This is a genomic window from Levilactobacillus sp. LN180102 (genome assembly GCF_050106635.1).
Taxonomy (GTDB): Bacteria; Bacillota; Bacilli; order Lactobacillales; family Lactobacillaceae; genus Levilactobacillus; species Levilactobacillus brevis.
This window is the reverse complement of sequence record NZ_JBNIIX010000019.1, coordinates 1-16,077: the sequence shown is the minus strand read 5'-3', so window position 1 is coordinate 16,077 and position 16,077 is coordinate 1. Positions and strand designations below refer to the sequence as shown.

The following is a 16,077-nucleotide window of genomic DNA, read 5'->3' as shown; positions in this document are numbered from 1 at the left end:
GATATTAAAAATATTATACGGCTTGACGCCATCGTTTGGGTACGCTACACTCAATAACAATCAAACTTTAATTTAGCCCTGTGAGACTAAAAAGGTGAACGGAAATGGCCCTCAGTAGATGAGTGGGTCTATAGCCGGTTAGCCTAATACGGGGCTAACCGGCTTTTTTTGAAGAAAGGTGAAGATGGATGCGACCGATTATTGTGGCATTAGACGTGTCGACGCAACAGCAAGCTCTGGCATTGGTCGATCAATTGGCAAATGAGAATGACTTGATGGTCAAGGTTGGTATGGAGCTTTTTTATGCGGTGGGCCCGACGATAGTAACAGCTTTACGTCAACGTGAGGTAGCGATTTTTTTGGATTTGAAGCTCTACGATATTCCCCATACTGTTGAACGGGCAATGTGCCAACTTGGACGCCAAGAATTGGCTTTGGTCACGGTCCATGCGAGCGGCGGCTCGGCAATGATCCGTGCGGCCAAACGAGGATTGGCCCAGGGTGCTGCGATTGCGGGAGTTGCCCCAGCCAAATTGTTGGCCATTACGCAGTTGACCTCAACATCGGAGGTGCAGATGCAGGCAGAGCAATTAGTAACCGTTGATTTGCCCACTGCCGTTACCCATTTAACCCGCTTAGCGCAACGGGCCGGTGCCGATGGGGTTGTATCTTCGGCACTGGAAACCCCGCTAGTACACGCAGCGACAACGGCTGACTTTTTGAGTATTACGCCAGGCATTCGGTTAGCCCAGGATCGCGCTGACGACCAACAACGGATTGTCACACCGGCCGAGGCTGCTGAGTTGGGCAGTGATGGCATTGTTGTGGGGCGTTCGATTACGCAAGCCAGTAATCCAGTTGTCGCTTATCACCAAATCTTACAGGAATGGGAGTCGACATGCAGATGATACCAGCAGAACAAATTGCGACAGATTTACTAACCATTGGGGCGGTGACGCTAGCCCCTAACCATCCTTTCTTGTGGGCAAGTGGGATGCAAGCCCCAATCTATACGGATAATCGGCGAACAATTGCTTTTCCACAAGTGAGAACACATATCGCCGATGGTCTAGCTAGCCTGATTAAACACCGTTATCCAACAGCCACGGTGATTAGTGGGGTGGCCACGGCGGGAATTACCCACGCCGCTTTAGTCGCAGATCGATTAAATTTACCCATGAGTTATGTGCGTGCTAAACCCAAAGATCATGGCAAGGGTAAACAAATTGAAGGCCAAATGACGGCTAGTGATCAGGTGGTTCTGATTGATGATTTAATCTCAACCGGAGGAAGTGTTTTAGCCGCTGCTAAAGCCGTTCGCAAGGCTGGCGCCACAGTGCTAGGCGTGGTTGCTATTTTTTCTTATGAATTACCAGATAGCGTGGTGAACTTTCAGCAGGCGGGGCTGGCCCTGACGCCACTAACAACGTACAGTACACTGATTACAGTAGCGCAGCAGCAAGCCAAAATAACGGCACCAGAAATGGCGTCCTTGCGGCAGTGGCGTGAAGATCCGTGGGGCTGGGTGTCCGTTTGATTGCGGTGAATTGACTCATTAACAGTTATTTCTGATACACAAACACCAGTCGTTCTGAGGTTGAGTGCGATGCATCAAACCGGTAGTCGGGATGATCAAAGTCTCTTACGGCATCAATGGTGGTGACTTGGTTTTCAGCCAGGTAACGCACCATCGCGCCCCGAGCCATTTTAGCTAGTGTGGCTTTGGTCTTTAGCTTGCCGTTTACCAGACTAGCAAAAACTACGGTGATAAAGGGCTGATTAGGCTGCAGATAAGGGGTAATGGCCTTGGCATATTCCTGAGAGGCCAGATTGATAATTGGTTCCGTGGGTGCTACTAGAGCGTGATAGAGGCGATCACCCCAGAAAGCATATAAGTTAGTCGCTTCACCCACTGACAATCGGGCTTGCATTTCCAAGCGATAGGGAACAATACCATCAAAAGGTCGTAGCAGACCATAAAACCCAGATAGAATCCGGAGATTATGGCGAACGTAATCTAAAGCAGGTGCCGTAAAGAGATCCGGTGCCATGTATTGATACTGAAGGCCACGGTAGCTTAAGAGGGCGGGAGTAACTTGACGAGTTAAATCCATCTGATGGAGCCAATCGAAGTTGCGTTGAGCCAGCTTGTCACTACAATGCCATAGCTGCTGCGCTTCTGGGTAAGTGAGTTGTCGTAGAACTTCTAGTAGTTGTTGGGCTTGTGATTGAAATTGGGGCTGGGTTTCGGGTGCAAAGTTGTCGAGATCCACGGCCATTTGTTTGGCCGGCGCAATAATCATTTTCATAAATCCACGTCGTTTCTTTCAGAGTTGTTCTTATCGTAGCATATTAAAAAGCCAGTCACACTTTTCGATATTGAGAAAGTGTGACTGACTTTTTGATTAATGCTGTCCAGGGGCGACATCACTATGATTAGCGGGTGTTGGATTCAGAGGAAATTCATCATCCACAGGCACGTTCGTGGTGTTAAGCGGGGCATCTGACTTGTGCAGGGTGACGGTCCCATATGGCGGAACGGTGACCAATTGCCAATTAGCACCGTTACCATTAATGGTGACGGCGGCCTGAATCGGTTGGGCGGTTGGGTTGTAAAGGTGTGCGGCAATGTCGCCAGCGGTTCCTAAAAAGGCCACAGAGCCTAGCCCACCCGTATAGCCATCACGGGTATAGTTGGTGGAACCAATGACGGTTGCGCCCACGCTAACATCCTGACCGAAGTTTCGCAGCATGAAGTATTCCAGGTTACGCTGGACTTTCCCGGTCGTATGGTCAATGGTGACGACACCTTCTCGCCCAGTGGAATCCGCGGCGTTGGGCAGACCTCGTTCATCGAGCGCTAGGTTCCACAAGGTAATCATACTGAGACCGTTGTGAACTAACCAATTACCGATAATTCCAAACATAATATGAGCGGCTTCCTCAGGCGTGTCGGTCATCATGCATCGGCGTTCAGTCATGATTGTCGACCAATTGGGATAGGCACGGTTGGCGTGATAGAGATTGTCATAGGGGCCCGAGTAGGTGTGAACGGCAAGTCCGTCAAATGCGGCGGCCTGCTCTGGGGTGACTTCTGCCGTAATTGGCTTGGTCAACGCATGAAAACTATCATCTAATAGGTAAAGTTTGGTATCGGGGAAACTGTGGTTTAATGCCGGGCGAAGATAACGGTAACCAAAGTCAGCTAGCTGGGGAACCGTCCAAATCATAGCTGGCCAGTGAGCGGCATTCGACGGTTCATTTTGAATGGTGAGCCCATAGATGGGGATGCCCAGTTTTTGATAGGCCTCAATATACCGAATAAAGTACTGGGCATAAATATATTCGAAACGATTTTCCTCGGTATAGCCATTGCCAGTGAATTCGCCAAACCGCAGATGACCACCATGGGTCAAATGACCTGTGTTTTTCATCCATGCGGGGGCGGACCATGGTGAAGCAATGACTTTCACGGCCGGATTAATGGCCAAAATTTCTTGTAGGACGGGGACGATGTGCTTTAAATCTTTGGTGGCATCTGGTGCGCCTGGCTGACCAGTACCGATGGAGAACTGTTCCAGCTTCTGATCGTGTTCACCATATGGGACGTCATCGTAGGTATAAAAATCTTGGCTTTGAAAATCGCAAGATCCTAGAGGCACCCGCACGCTAGAAAAGCCGCCTTGATCGGGATCAAATAGTTCAGTTAACAGGGCACGCCGTTGTTCAGCGCTCATGACGGACCATAAGAGATACGCAGCTGAGTCCGTAATAGCGGCCCCGCCACCTAACCATGGTTGATGACGGTCGGCGGGGTCAATGATGATTTTCACGGCCGCCGCGCTGGTCGATTGATAATCGGGTGTTGCTAGCGGTGTGCGGCGCTGCGTTAGATCGCCGGAAGTGGCGGTCCAGAATTCATGTTGGAACTTCTTCATAAATAAAGCCTCCAGTCAGTAAAGATGTACAACTCTAGCGTAACCGCTTTCTTAAAAGCTGTCCATAGCGAATACTGTGGTAAATTTGTCCTAATGGCAAGTAGTGACTGATTGTGAGCGCGTACTAATCATGATAAGCTTGGTCGTAAGAATATGATGGAAAAGCTTGGGGGAAACCGGTGTGGCACAGTCACAAGTATTTCAGGCTATCGAATCAACCGTTTATCTATATGGTGGGCATTTTCAACAGAATTTTCCCAATTGGCATTATCCGCAAGAACAACATCAATTATTTGAAATGATTGTGGTGTTGCAGGGAACGGAGACCATATTTATGGGAACACGGCGGTGCGTATTATCTGCGGGGGAAGCCATGATTATCACTCCTGAAACCGCGCATGAAAGTTTTAATTTCTGTGGTAATCGGCTACGCTTCTTCTGTTTTCACTTTAGTGTCGGCGATTTGGCGTTGAAAACGCAAATTATTCAAAATTTGGGAAATACGGTATTAGCTGCTGATACGCCGTTAGCGCAGGCCGCCCAGCGGTTGATTCAACGGTTTAGTGCGTTACAAGCAGCCCAACAACAGCCGGACTGGACGTTAAATATGGAAATTGCTTTTTTGCAGTTCATGGCAGTTGTTAGTCAAGCACCCCGAGTCATTGCACCGGTGGCCCAATTACCAGAACAGCAGGTCATCTTGGCGCAAAAAATGGCGACGTTGTTATTTCAGAAGGGGCCGCGACCGCAGTCATTTCAAGCCGTTTGTGCAGCGCTTAATTTTAGCACGACGTATGGTCATACCGTGTTTAAGCGTGTGTACGGCATTACGCCAAGTACCTACACGAAAGAACGACGTTTCAGCCGTGCCAAGGTGCTGTTAGAGATTGGCGAAAAATCAATGGCCGATATTGCGGCAGACCTAGCCTTTAGCAGTCAAGCCAGCTTTAGCAAACAATTTAAGTTGTGGTCGGGGATGACGCCCAGTAATTTTCGACAAACCCAGCGGCGGCCTCAGTCACAAGCTAACTACTTGAACCAGTGAGTCGGTGGCCGATCGCGGTATTTTACTTGACACAGCTGATTGGTCGTTTGAAAATGTAAGTGACAGAATAAAAAACACGGTCTGGTTGGTAGTCCAGGCGCGGCTGAAAGCCGTCAGTAACCTGCCTCCTTGGTTGTCCCTATTTTGTTAGTCATTTTAGGGAGGTGTTAGTTTGGTGATTCATAGCAAGCTAACAGTATTTTTTGATCAAGCGTTCTATCGGGGCGTGTTCGAACGGTGGACGCCAACCAGCTATCAGGTGGCGCGAGTGACCTTTGGGACCCAACCCCCGTCTGCCCCACAACTGCAACAAGTGATTTGGCGGCGGTGGTCGACTTTGCAATGGACGACTCCAGCGAAGATTGTGGTGAGTGAGACCCATCATCGGGTCAAACAACGCCAACGCGCTGCCCAGCGTGAGCTTAAGCAACACGGGGCCCGACAACGGGCAACTGTGATGCTTAAGACAGAGCATCGACAAAACTTGCAGTTGAAAAAACAACGGCAGCGGCAAGCGCGGGTTCAGCATGCCGCGGTAGTTCGTCAAAAACAGCAGGCTAAACGGCGTGGGCATTGATAAAAAATACCAGCATAGGGTCTGGGACTGATCAAAGTCCCGGGCCCTGTTTGCGTTTTCAAATATTGGGGGCTGAAATGTACGCCAGTTAACCGCCCTTTGTCCCATTCTCAGGTAGCGTGAGCATATTCATTGATTCAAGATTAATTAATAAGTTATACTGGTTTAACAGATAGATGATTAACAAGTCAGATTGAAAGGAGTGACGGCAATGTTTGGATGGTTATGGTCATTAATCGTTGGTGCAATTATTGGTGCTATCGCGGGAGCAATTACGAATCGTGGTGCGTCAATGGGTTGGATTGCCAACATTTTAGCAGGACTGATAGGTTCCTGGTTAGGGCAAAGCTTACTGGGAAGTTGGGGACCGTCACTGGCCGGGATGGCTTTAGTGCCTTCAATCCTGGGTGCGATTATTTTAGTCTTAATCGTGTCGGCAGTTATGGGTTCTCGTCATAAATAAGGAGGATACTGGTATGAAAAATCTTGTATTGGGTATTAGCTTAGCAACGAACGTAGCCTTGGCATATTTGTTATTGCAGGACAAAGATCAATTAAAGGAACTGCAATCGCGCGCCGACAATGCTGCTGATAAGGTAGCTGGTAAAGCCGAACAAATCAAAGGGGCCATTACCGGTGACACTGGCGATAAGCTGAAAGGCAACTGGGACGAAGGCAAAGGCGAAGCAAAGGACCTCGTTGATGATGTCCGTAAAGATTTTGAGGCTGGGTCTGAAGAATAAAATGAGTGAAAACCATCATGTCTCTCTATCAGGGCATGATGGTTTTTTAGTGATCAATCTCGGAGCTTAAACCGCAAGACGTTCCAAGATAGTGGTTGTAATTTAGTGTGCGCATGATGGGTGTCAGTCCTAGCAGGCAATGGTTGTAGCTGCATATGACCATCGCGATTATCAGCTTTGACATCGTAACCGTAAAATTGCGTGGCATCAAGTAGCCGATCAATCATCAGCTCGCCGAAATTAAGCTCAAAGTCAAGCGTTTCTGTTTGGTGTTTATTTTCGGCAAAGACGGTGACGGTCTGGGTAGCCGCGTCATAGGTGGTGACGGTATCCAGATAAGCCACATCGGTGAACTCACGGGAATTGTAGGTGGGTGATGTGCTGTGATCGGTGAGGACGACCCCTTGACCGTAGTTGGCTACCTGCATAAATGGATAGAAGATGGATTGCCGCCAGACACCGCCATTTTCATCCGTCATGATGGGCGCAATCACGTTAACGAGTTGTGCCAAACAAGCGATCTTGACGCGATCAGCATTGCGCAAGAGGGTCATGAGGAGACTGCCAATTAATAGCGCGTCTTCGAAATTATAGATATCCTCTAAGAGATGGGGGCCGACTTGCCATGGGGTAACCTGGGTATCAGCGTCGTTGGAATGATACCAGACATTCCATTCGTCAAAGGATAAGTTAATCGTCTTAGTTGACCGTTTACGGGCCTTAACGGCATCGCACATAGCAACGACGCCCTTGATAAAGTCATCTAAGTCATGATTTTTGCCTAAGAAATTATCTAGTTCGGTTGGGTCGTCATCATTGTAGTAGCCGTAGTAACGATGGAGCGACAGGTAATCGACGTTATCGTAGCAAGCATCAAGGACGGTTTCTTCCCAATTACCAAAGGTGGGATTGTCCATTGACGAGCTGCCACAGGCGACCAGTTCCAGAGTGTCATCAACGCGACGCATGGCCTTAGCGGTCTCGTTAGCCAAGTGGGCATATTCGCCTGCCGATTTCGCACCAATTTCCCATGGCCCGTCCATTTCATTACCCAAACACCACGTTTTAATGGCAAAGGGGTGCTCAGCACCATTCTGGCGACGAAGATCACTTAAATAAGTGCCTTTAGGAAAATTACAATACTCGATCAAGTCAGCAGCCGCTTGAATTCCCCGAGTGCCGAGATTGACGGCCATATTGGGGACAGCATTGACTTTATCTGCCCAACGCATAAACTCGTGAAGGCCAAACTGGTTGGTTTCGAGCTCCCGCCAAGCCAAGTCCAACCGGACGGGACGCTGGCTTTTGGGACCAATGCCATCCTCCCATCGATATTGCGAAAGAAAGTTCCCACCAGGATAGCGAATGAGCGGTACGTTCAGCGTTTTTATGGCATCAATGACATCGGTTCGGAAGCCATCTGAGTCGGCGGTGGGATGATCAGGTTGATAGATACCGGTGTAAACAGCACGTCCTAATTGCTCGATAAAGGCGCCATATAGCCGGCGGTCGATTGGGGCGACAACGTCTTGGATTTGAATCTTTGTAGAACCTTGCATGCGTTTGACCTCCATAATGATAGCGCTTACTTAAAAAGTTACCTTTACTATAACGAAGGAAATCCTTAGTGAACATGGGAGATTTCACTGGGAATTTATAATTTTTATCCCAGTTTAGACGATGCAGGCGTGTGTTAAACTGGGTGAGGAATACGGAAATTTTTACATAAAAGGATGGGGTATTTTGAAAAAAATTGCACCACTATTTGTCGGCTTGGGTGCCATTAGCTTTGGAATCCCGGCGTCGTTGTTTAAGATTGCCCGGCATGAGGGGGTAGTGAATGGACCACTGCTATTCTGGTCATTTCTGAGTGCAGTGATTATCTTAGGCATCATTCACGTTGCGCGCCATCACTGGTTGCGTGACCAACAAACCAGTTGGCGTCAGATAGTGTTGGTGATGGCTGCGGGGACGGCGTCTGGATTTACGAATACGTTTTATATTCAGTCGTTAAAATTAATTCCGGTAGCGGCTGCGGCCGTCATGCTGATGCAAGCGGTCTGGCTGTCAGTTCTGTTGGGAGCCGTGATTCATCGGCGGTTACCCTCTCGATTACAGGTCGTTAGCATTATCTTAGTATTAGTGGGGACGGTTTTAGCCGCGGGATTATTTCCCATTACGCAAGTATTATCCCCATTAGGCTTATTCTTTAGCTTTTTAGCATCCTGTGCGTATGCTTGTACCATGCAGTTTACGGCGAGTCTGGGTAATAATTTGGATGCGTTGAGTAAGACTTGGTTGTTGTGCATCGGGGCGTTTTTGTTGATTTCGATCGTTTGGGGGCCCCAGATTATGACGGCTCCGGTAACGGGGGCGACCATTAAGTGGGGTGTACTCATTGCTTTATTTTCAATGGTCTTTCCACTGGTGGCCTATTCCATCTTTATGCCGTACCTAGAGTTGGGAATTGGCCCGATCTTGTCATCATTAGAGTTGCCGTCGTCGATCGTGGTGGCATTTATATTGCTAGGGGAAACGGTCAGTTGGGCCCAGATTGTTGGCGTGGCGGTGATTATTTTTGCGGTCATTTTACCGAATGTTTGGGGTGTTTGGCACCAGCGACAATTGGAGTAAAATTAACATCATCGAAAAACCGGCACTGTCAGGGCATAAATGCCTGGCAGGGCCGGTTTTGTTGAAGTTTCATTGATGAATGAGGGCGAGTGAAATGAGTAAAAAAATTTGGACAATCATGACGCCGAGGACACCACCAAAGTAACGAGAAAAGTGGTGATCACGGTGCCACAGCCAACCTAACACAATGGCTAGGACGATTAAACCGGTGGCGAAAAGAATCAGTAATTTAAGTTTGACATCAAAATCGGTTGAGAGCATGCGTCACGCTTCTTTCGTTTGACAATTACACTTATTATACCAGATTGACGTTAGTTGGATTCAATCATCAGCGCCATCCCCATGCCACCGCCAATACACATTGAGGCGACACCTAAGTGAGTGCCACTGTGCAGGAGTTCATAGAGTAAGGTGACTACAATGCGGGTCCCAGAAGCACCTAGTGGATGACCCAAAGCAATGGCCCCGCCATTAACGTTTAGGCGGTCATCAGGAAGTGCCAGTGCCTGACCAACCGCGACGGATTGGGCGGCAAAGGCTTCATTTAATTCAAAACGATCAATGTCACTGACGGATCGCTGGGTTTTGGTTAAGAGTTGTTGGATTGCTGTGACGGGGGCGTAGCCCATGATGGCCGGGTCAATGCCGACTTCTTGGTAGCCACGGAGCGTTGCGAGATACGCAATACCGGCGGCTCGGGCGGTTGATTTTTTCATGAGAATCATGGCAGCGGCCCCATCGTTTAAGCCAGCGGCATTGCCGGCAGTAACGGTGCCAACGGATTTAAAAGCGGGCCGGAGTGCGGCAAGTTGTTCGCGTGAAGTTGTGGTGCGCACGGCTTCATCGGTCGTTAACGTGGTGGTGCCTAAGGAGACGGGAACGATCTCGTCGGCAAAACGATTGGCTTGTTGTGCAGCGGTTGCACGCCGTTGGGAACGAAGTGCGAAAGCATCTTGATCAGCACGGCTAATATGAAATTGAGCTGCAACGTTTTCAGCGGTGATCCCCATGGGGATGTCGGTGAAGGCGTCGGTCAAGCCGTCATGGGCTAGACTATCAGTGAGCGTAATATCACCAAATTTATGACCCCAACGTGTTTGCGGTGTGAGATAAGGGGCATTGCTCATGCTTTCGGTGCCACCGACTAGAACAATGTCGGCATCACCCATGAGGATGGCGCTTTGGCCCAAACGGATGGCTTTTAGGCTGGAGCCACAAACCTGATTAATGGTCATCGCGGTGCTAGTGACGGGAAGACCAGCGTTAAGTTCAATTTGTCGGGCAATGTTTTGCCCTTGACCAGCCTGTAAGACTGAACCAAAGATGGTCTGCTGAATTGTGGCGGGGTCTAACCCACTGCGGGTAATCGCGGCTTTGGCAGCGATAGTACCTAATTGCTCGGCGCTTAAGCCCCTTAAACTTTTACCAAATTTGCCAATGGGGGTGCGTGCCGCACTGACAATAACAACTTCTTCTGCCATGGTGACTCTCCTTTACGATAGGGTTCCGAACCTTTAATATAACTGACTTTTTGGGATTTGTCTTGGGTTTGGCTTGATTGATGAGGGGAATTTGGATTTTCTTAAAGGTTATTTGAAAGTGACATAAGGTGCATATGAAAATAAAATTTAGCATCTAGTAACGATGTGATATAGAATAAAGTAGTAGTATACAGAGTAGTTATCATTTATTCCAAGGTATACTTAGGTACTTTGAAATAAATGTTGAGAACTACTTTTTCTAATATTTAGAATAGTTTATGATAAAAATAAATATGAATTGTGGCGGGGTGACGTGTTTATGGTAAAAAGAGTGACAATTACGGATATTGCCAAAGCGGCGAAAATCTCACCAACAACGGTCTCTTTGATTTTGAATGGTAAGGGTGAGCGCTTTAGCCAGGAAACTTGTGAACGAGTTTTTTACTTACGAGATAGACTAGGTTATCGTGTTGAAAAGCAAGTGAGTTCTCCCAAACATAAACAATTGAAGAGAATAGGTGTGGTGATTCCTAATTTTAATCAATCATTTTATAATCAGGTGATTACTGGCATACAGAAATCAGCCGGGCCCAATGTCTTGATTACAATTTATGAAGGGGCAAATTTTTCTGAAGAAATGCAATCAGGATTACGTTGGATTTTCGAGGAATCCTTAGATGGATTGATCTTATGCGGTCCGTTTATTGATGTGGAAACACTATATGGATGGGCTGAGACTGAAGGGCTCCCTATAGTTATTGTTAATAGCCAATCAAGCGTAGATGATTCTGATGTGTGGATCGATTTGCATCGCGCGGGGCAGTTGGCAGCAGAATATTTACTTGATAATGGTCATCGAGATATTGCAGTTGTGGTTCCTGAAAACTATACAGTGACTAATGAGGTTCTTCTCTCTGGCTTTAAAGAAGGTATGCAGGAATATCATGAGGAGTTAGCTGAGGCTGACATATATCCGATTGTGCCAACATTACAAGCGGGATATGAGCTAGCAAAGAAAGTTGTTTTAAACAAATACACAGCTGTTTTTGCCGGCGGCGATGAGATGGCGATTGGAATTATGCGAGGCTTAGTTGCTAATGGTCGTCATCTTCCGGCAGATCAATCGGTGTTGGGATTTGGAAACTCAGAATTAGGAGACTATACAACACCACAACTATCTTCGATCGACATTCCCTCGTCGGATATTGGTAGAGCTGCATTTGATAAATTGGAAGAGTTGAGTAAAAATAATAGTGCCTCACGAGAAAACCTACTGCTACCAATTGGAATTAATAAGCGCTTCAGTGTTAAGCATATCTAGTAAAAATGTTTAAGTTAACATTAGTGGTTCAGTTCTAAAATAGGTAAAAAAAGTAAAAGGAGACCAATCAAGATGGATTGGTCTCCTTTTTTAAGTAAAACTATACAAAAATCATTATTTGAAAGTAGTGACTAACTGGAGAAAGGAGTTTTTAAACGCAAAAAGGCATCGATCTTGGCTATAAAAGTTGAACTTAATTAAGGAAAGTAAAAAAAAGTAAAAATTATTTTTAGATGATAATTTATAAAAAATATTGATGGGCATCTATAATTTTGCCTGATTTTTGTTTTTATTTCATTAAAAATGATATAAAAGAAAATAACAATGATGCATACAACGCTGATAATATTACTTGCAGATAAGAAAAAGCTTGTGATAAAACTATAGGATAAACATATGGTCGGGTTAAATTAATGGTGTCTATAATTTATGAGAAAAAATTAATGTAAGTGTTTTCAAAACACATGTGTAAGAATACACTTGTCAATATCTCAAAAAAGGGGTAAAAATAAGGCTGTAAGTTTTACTAAGGAATTCAGACGAATGTTCTTAGTAAAAATAGAAGGAGGCTATCATGGATAATTTAAAGATTGCGTCTACAGAAGAAGCTCAGCAACATTTCTCAACAAAACGCGAAATCGTCAGCGCTTACAACACTGATTTTGTTGATGTCGCAGCTGTTGTTGTTATGGACAGTGATATTGATCCAATCAACAAAGTTAGTGACACGAAGTTTGGTGTACCTGTTTTTGTCATTAGTGATGATAGTTCACGTATTCAAGCAGATTTAATGGAAAAAATTTATCATATTATTGATTTAAACAATCAGTATGATGAACAGTTATATGACCGAGAGATTGAATCGGCAGCGGCTAAATATGAGGATGGTGTTTTGCCACCATTCTTCAAGTCATTAAAAGCATACGTTGAACGTGGGAATATTCAATTTGATTGTCCTGGGCACCAAGGCGGGCAATATTTCCGTAAGCACCCTGCTGGCCGTCAACTTTATGATTTTTATGGTGAAAATGTTTTTCGTTCTGATATTTGTAATGCCGATGTGGACCTTGGGGACTTATTGATCCATGAAGGCCCAGCGATGGATGCTGAAAAGCATGCCGCTAAGGTCTTTAATGCCGACAAGACTTATTTTGTTATGAATGGGACATCGACATCTAATAATGTGGCTGTGGCTGCTGCTGTGGCCCCCGGTGATTTAGTGCTATTTGATCGGAATAATCATAAATCAATTTATAACGCTGCATTGGTTAAAGATGGTGGTCGTCCAGTTTACTTAGAGACATCGCGAGATCCTTATGGCTTTATTGGTGGAATTTATGCTCGAGATTTTGATGAAGATTACATTCGTAAGCAAGCTGCTAAGGTTGATCCAGTCAAGGCTAAGCAAAAACGACCTTTCCGTTTGGCCATTATTCAGTTAGGAACATATGATGGGACTATCTACAATGCCAAGCAGGTTGTCGAAAAGATTGGGCACCTATGTGATTATATTTTATTTGACTCTGCTTGGGTTGGGTATGAACAATTTATTCCAATGATGCGTGATTCTTCCCCATTATTATTAGACTTAGGACCTGAAGATCCAGGTATCTTAGTGACACAGTCAACGCATAAACAACAAGCCGGTTTCTCACAGGCATCTCAAATCCATAAGAAAGATTCACATATTAAAGGTCAGAAACGTTATATTGACCATAAACGTTTCAATAACGCATACAACCAGTATGCTTCAACCTCACCGTTCTATCCGTTATTCGCCACACTAGATGTTAACGCGAAAATGCAAGAAGGCGAAGCTGGTAAGAAATTGTGGCATGATGCATTAGTAACATCAGTTAATGCACGAAAGAATTTACTAAAAAACGCTACCATGATTAAGCCATTTGTACCGCCAGTTGTTCACGGGAAGAATTGGGAAGATGCAGATACTGAGAAGATTGTCGACGATATTGATTATTGGCGTTTTGAAAAAGGTGCCAAATGGCATGGATTTGATGGGTATGAAGATAACCAATATTTCGTTGATCCCAACAAATTCCTGTTAACGACTCCCGGAATCAACGTCCAAACTGGTGAATATGAAGACTTTGGTATTCCAGCAACGATTTTGGCAAACTATTTACGTGAACACGGGATTATTCCAGAAAAGAATGACTTGAATTCGATTCTGTTCTTGATGACGCCAGCCGAAACGCCAGCTAAGATGAATAATTTAGTTTCGCAGATTGTTAAATTTGAGTCCCTAGTGAAAGCTGATGCCCCTCTGGAAGATGTTTTGCCACGGCTTTATGCACAGAATAAGGACCGTTACAATGGCTATACGATTAAGCAACTTTGCCAAGAATTGCATAACTTCTATAAAGGAAATAATGCTAAAGAATATCAAAAAGAAATGTTCTTAGCAGATTATTTCCCAGAACAAAAGATGACGCCTTTCGATGCGAATGTTGAGTTATTACACAACAATGCAAAACTCGTAAAGCTTAGTGATATTGAAGGAGAAACAGCCCTTGAAGGTGCGTTGCCATACCCACCTGGTATCTTCTGTGTTGCTCCTGGTGAGAAATGGACTAAGGTTGCACAAACCTACTTTATGATTCTTGAAGAGGGTATTAACCGGTTCCCAGGATTTGCACCAGAAATTCAAGGTGTTTACTTCGAACAAGAGGATGGCAAGACAGTAGCCTATGGCTATGTATATGATCCAGATAAAAAGTAAATAAGTAGTTTTCACTAAACATGGCGGGTGCATGGTCGCCCGTCGTGTTTTGCTATTATTCCTAATTTTGGTGAATTATTTGATTTGGTGAGGAGTGAAAAAATGGCTCAGGAAAAAAAGAAAATGAGCGTGGTTCAATTAACAGTTATCACTGCCATTAACATGATGGGCTCTGGTATTATTATGCTGCCAACTAACTTAGCACAGGTGGGAACTATGTCCATCATGTCTTGGGTGGTAACAGTTGCTGGGGCTATGGCACTAGCCTATGCGTTTTCTCGTGCAGGTATGTATACCTCTAAAGACGGCGGTATGGGTGGTTATGCCGAATACTCGTATGGCAAAGCCGGATCGTTTATGGCTAATTATACCTATGGTGTGTCATTAGTGATTGCTAATGCGGCGATTGCAATCTCAGCCGTTGGGTATGCAGCAGTTTTACTTGGGGTTCACTTAAGCCCAGTAGAAGTAGCTTTAGGAACCATTTTTACGTTATGGTTGGCAACGGTTCTTAACTTTGGTGGTGCCCGAATTACTGGACAGATTAGTACGTTTACGGTATGGGGTGTTATCATCCCAGTAGTGGTTATCTCAATCGGTGGATGGTTCTTCTTTAGTGGCCATATGTATGCGGCTAACTGGAACCCACATAACCTTGGGTTCTTTGATGGTATTAGTCGTTCTATTTCTATTACGCTCTGGGCTTTCTTGGGACTAGAATCTGCCTCTGCCAATATGGATTCAGTTGAAAATCCTAAGAAAAACGTCCCAATTGCCGTTTTAGGTGGAACGATTGGTGCCGCAGTGATGTACATTATTTCGACAAATGTTATGGCTGGGATTGTTCCATCTTTCAAGTTAGCTGCATCTAATGCACCATTCGGATTGGCTTTTAGTCAAATGTTCAACCCGACGATCGGTAAGATTGTAATGGGGTTGATGGTTATTTCTTGTTTTGGTTCGTTATTAGGATGGCAGTTTACTATCGCTGAAGTATTTCGTAGCTCTGCTAAAGAAGGTTACTTCCCTCGGATTTTTGGGAAAACGATTGGTAATGGAACGCCACTAATCGGAATGGTTATCATTACAGCATTACAATCTTTACTTGCCTTGATGACAATTAGTCCTTCTTTATCAAAACAGTTTACTATTTTGGTCAACTTGGCCGTAGTAACTAATATTATTCCTTATATTTTATCTATGGGTGCGCTAAAAACAATGCAAATTCAGGAGAATGTGCCAATGAAAGGACGTCAGATGACGAACTTGATTGCTTTCCTGGCAGCTCTCTACAGTTTGTATGCGTTATACACGGCTGGTGCTACGGCATTGGTAGGTGGATCTATTGCAACTTTTGCTGGTTGGACTTTGTATGGTTTAGTTTCTCATAAGTTTGATGTGACAGATGAACAAAAGCTAACGAACGCACAAAATTAGACCAAATATTCTGAGACTTAAAACTCTATTTTAAGAGTTTGGTAGATTGCAAATTTAATCCGAATTTTTGGACAAATTTGTCAGCATAACCTGATACGGTGTTTGCCAGTCGAGTATTTTAAGCGGTCGCTGGTTAATTTGGAGTAACGTCGTCGTTAAAT

At 45.2% G+C, this 16,077-nt stretch carries 15 protein-coding genes and 1 pseudogene; 10 read left to right on the top strand and 6 right to left on the bottom strand.

Annotated features, from left to right (window positions below; translation table 11 throughout):
• Nucleotides 1–188: 188 nt before the first annotated feature.
• The gene (gene pyrF, locus ACP4IT_RS10540; protein WP_156646892.1) at nt 189–908 is read left to right on the top strand and encodes an orotidine-5'-phosphate decarboxylase; all 720 of its coding nucleotides are present in this window, start codon (nt 189–191) and stop codon (nt 906–908) included.
• Nucleotides 905–1,537, top strand: a complete 633-nt coding sequence (gene pyrE, locus ACP4IT_RS10535; protein WP_011668799.1) for an orotate phosphoribosyltransferase — start codon at nt 905–907, stop codon at nt 1,535–1,537. The genes pyrF and pyrE overlap by 4 nt, the downstream gene beginning before the upstream one ends.
• Nucleotides 1,538–1,562: 25 nt before the next feature.
• Here the strand turns inward: pyrE and yaaA are convergent, their stop codons facing one another.
• A complete protein-coding gene (yaaA, locus tag ACP4IT_RS10530) occupies nt 1,563–2,309 on the bottom strand; it encodes a peroxide stress protein YaaA (protein WP_015474542.1) in 747 nt (248 codons plus the stop codon).
• 96 nt (nt 2,310–2,405) lie between these two features.
• Entirely contained in the window at nt 2,406–3,938 is a 1,533-nt protein-coding gene (locus ACP4IT_RS10525) for a glycoside hydrolase family 30 protein (RefSeq protein WP_011668797.1), read from the bottom strand.
• A gap of 181 nt (nt 3,939–4,119) precedes the next feature.
• Here ACP4IT_RS10525 and ACP4IT_RS10520 point away from each other — a divergent pair, with 181 nt between their 5' ends.
• The 4 genes from ACP4IT_RS10520 to ACP4IT_RS10505 all read left to right on the top strand — a co-directional run bounded on the left by ACP4IT_RS10520 (nt 4,120) and on the right by ACP4IT_RS10505 (nt 6,303).
• The gene (locus tag ACP4IT_RS10520) at nt 4,120–4,983 is read left to right on the top strand and encodes a helix-turn-helix domain-containing protein (protein ID WP_011668796.1); all 864 of its coding nucleotides are present in this window, start codon (nt 4,120–4,122) and stop codon (nt 4,981–4,983) included.
• Between the two features lie 175 nt (nt 4,984–5,158).
• Nucleotides 5,159–5,560 (top strand): YjdF family protein, encoded by a 402-nt coding sequence (locus tag ACP4IT_RS10515; RefSeq protein WP_011668795.1) that lies wholly within the window; start codon nt 5,159–5,161, stop codon nt 5,558–5,560.
• 211 nt (nt 5,561–5,771) lie between these two features.
• Nucleotides 5,772–6,023, top strand: coding sequence for a GlsB/YeaQ/YmgE family stress response membrane protein (locus ACP4IT_RS10510; RefSeq protein WP_011668794.1), 252 nt, complete (start codon nt 5,772–5,774; stop codon nt 6,021–6,023).
• Nucleotides 6,024–6,036: 13 nt separating this feature from the next.
• Entirely contained in the window at nt 6,037–6,303 is a 267-nt protein-coding gene (locus tag ACP4IT_RS10505) for a CsbD family protein (protein ID WP_011668793.1), read from the top strand.
• A 53-nt stretch (nt 6,304–6,356) separates the two neighbouring features.
• Here the strand turns inward: ACP4IT_RS10505 and ACP4IT_RS10500 are convergent, their stop codons facing one another.
• The gene (locus ACP4IT_RS10500; RefSeq protein ID WP_011668792.1) at nt 6,357–7,862 is read right to left on the bottom strand and encodes an alpha-N-arabinofuranosidase; all 1,506 of its coding nucleotides are present in this window, start codon (nt 7,860–7,862) and stop codon (nt 6,357–6,359) included.
• A gap of 184 nt (nt 7,863–8,046) precedes the next feature.
• On the opposite strand from ACP4IT_RS10500, the gene ACP4IT_RS10495 reads away from it, so the two are divergent.
• Nucleotides 8,047–8,937: an EamA family transporter gene (locus tag ACP4IT_RS10495; RefSeq protein ID WP_087609234.1), complete on the top strand. Its 891-nt coding sequence runs from the start codon at nt 8,047–8,049 to the stop codon at nt 8,935–8,937.
• A 69-nt stretch (nt 8,938–9,006) separates the two neighbouring features.
• Here ACP4IT_RS10495 and ACP4IT_RS10490 read toward each other — a convergent pair whose 3' ends face one another.
• The gene (locus tag ACP4IT_RS10490) at nt 9,007–9,198 is read right to left on the bottom strand and encodes a hypothetical protein (protein WP_011668790.1); all 192 of its coding nucleotides are present in this window, start codon (nt 9,196–9,198) and stop codon (nt 9,007–9,009) included.
• Between the two features lie 50 nt (nt 9,199–9,248).
• On the bottom strand, nt 9,249–10,418 hold the full coding sequence (locus tag ACP4IT_RS10485) for a thiolase family protein (RefSeq protein WP_011668789.1): 1,170 nt from the start codon (nt 10,416–10,418) through the stop codon (nt 9,249–9,251).
• 319 nt (nt 10,419–10,737) lie between these two features.
• Between ACP4IT_RS10485 and ACP4IT_RS10480 the strand changes: the two genes are divergently transcribed.
• The 3 genes from ACP4IT_RS10480 to potE all read left to right on the top strand — a co-directional run bounded on the left by ACP4IT_RS10480 (nt 10,738) and on the right by potE (nt 15,916).
• Nucleotides 10,738–11,739, top strand: a complete 1,002-nt coding sequence (locus ACP4IT_RS10480) for a LacI family DNA-binding transcriptional regulator (protein ID WP_156646898.1) — start codon at nt 10,738–10,740, stop codon at nt 11,737–11,739.
• A 574-nt stretch (nt 11,740–12,313) separates the two neighbouring features.
• Entirely contained in the window at nt 12,314–14,479 is a 2,166-nt protein-coding gene (gene speC / locus ACP4IT_RS10475) for an ornithine decarboxylase (protein ID WP_085769433.1), read from the top strand.
• A 102-nt stretch (nt 14,480–14,581) separates the two neighbouring features.
• On the top strand, nt 14,582–15,916 hold the full coding sequence (potE, locus tag ACP4IT_RS10470) for a putrescine-ornithine antiporter (RefSeq protein WP_085769432.1): 1,335 nt from the start codon (nt 14,582–14,584) through the stop codon (nt 15,914–15,916).
• Between the two features lie 54 nt (nt 15,917–15,970).
• Here the strand turns inward: potE and ACP4IT_RS10465 are convergent.
• Nucleotides 15,971–16,077: pseudogene (locus tag ACP4IT_RS10465) on the bottom strand (IS30 family transposase); the annotation flags it as partial.

Coding starts and splice junctions, on each gene's coding strand:
- pyrF (WP_156646892.1), top strand. CDS start 189: ATGCGACCGATTATTGTGGCATTAGACGTGTCGACGCAACAGCAAGCT.
- pyrE (WP_011668799.1), top strand. CDS start 905: ATGATACCAGCAGAACAAATTGCGACAGATTTACTAACCATTGGGGCG.
- yaaA (WP_015474542.1), bottom strand. CDS start 2,309: ATGAAAATGATTATTGCGCCGGCCAAACAAATGGCCGTGGATCTCGAC.
- ACP4IT_RS10525 (WP_011668797.1), bottom strand. CDS start 3,938: ATGAAGAAGTTCCAACATGAATTCTGGACCGCCACTTCCGGCGATCTA.
- ACP4IT_RS10510 (WP_011668794.1), top strand. CDS start 5,772: ATGTTTGGATGGTTATGGTCATTAATCGTTGGTGCAATTATTGGTGCT.
- ACP4IT_RS10505 (WP_011668793.1), top strand. CDS start 6,037: ATGAAAAATCTTGTATTGGGTATTAGCTTAGCAACGAACGTAGCCTTG.
- ACP4IT_RS10500 (WP_011668792.1), bottom strand. CDS start 7,862: ATGCAAGGTTCTACAAAGATTCAAATCCAAGACGTTGTCGCCCCAATC.
- ACP4IT_RS10490 (WP_011668790.1), bottom strand. CDS start 9,198: ATGCTCTCAACCGATTTTGATGTCAAACTTAAATTACTGATTCTTTTC.
- ACP4IT_RS10485 (WP_011668789.1), bottom strand. CDS start 10,418: ATGGCAGAAGAAGTTGTTATTGTCAGTGCGGCACGCACCCCCATTGGC.
- ACP4IT_RS10480 (WP_156646898.1), top strand. CDS start 10,738: ATGGTAAAAAGAGTGACAATTACGGATATTGCCAAAGCGGCGAAAATC.
- speC (WP_085769433.1), top strand. CDS start 12,314: ATGGATAATTTAAAGATTGCGTCTACAGAAGAAGCTCAGCAACATTTC.
- potE (WP_085769432.1), top strand. CDS start 14,582: ATGGCTCAGGAAAAAAAGAAAATGAGCGTGGTTCAATTAACAGTTATC.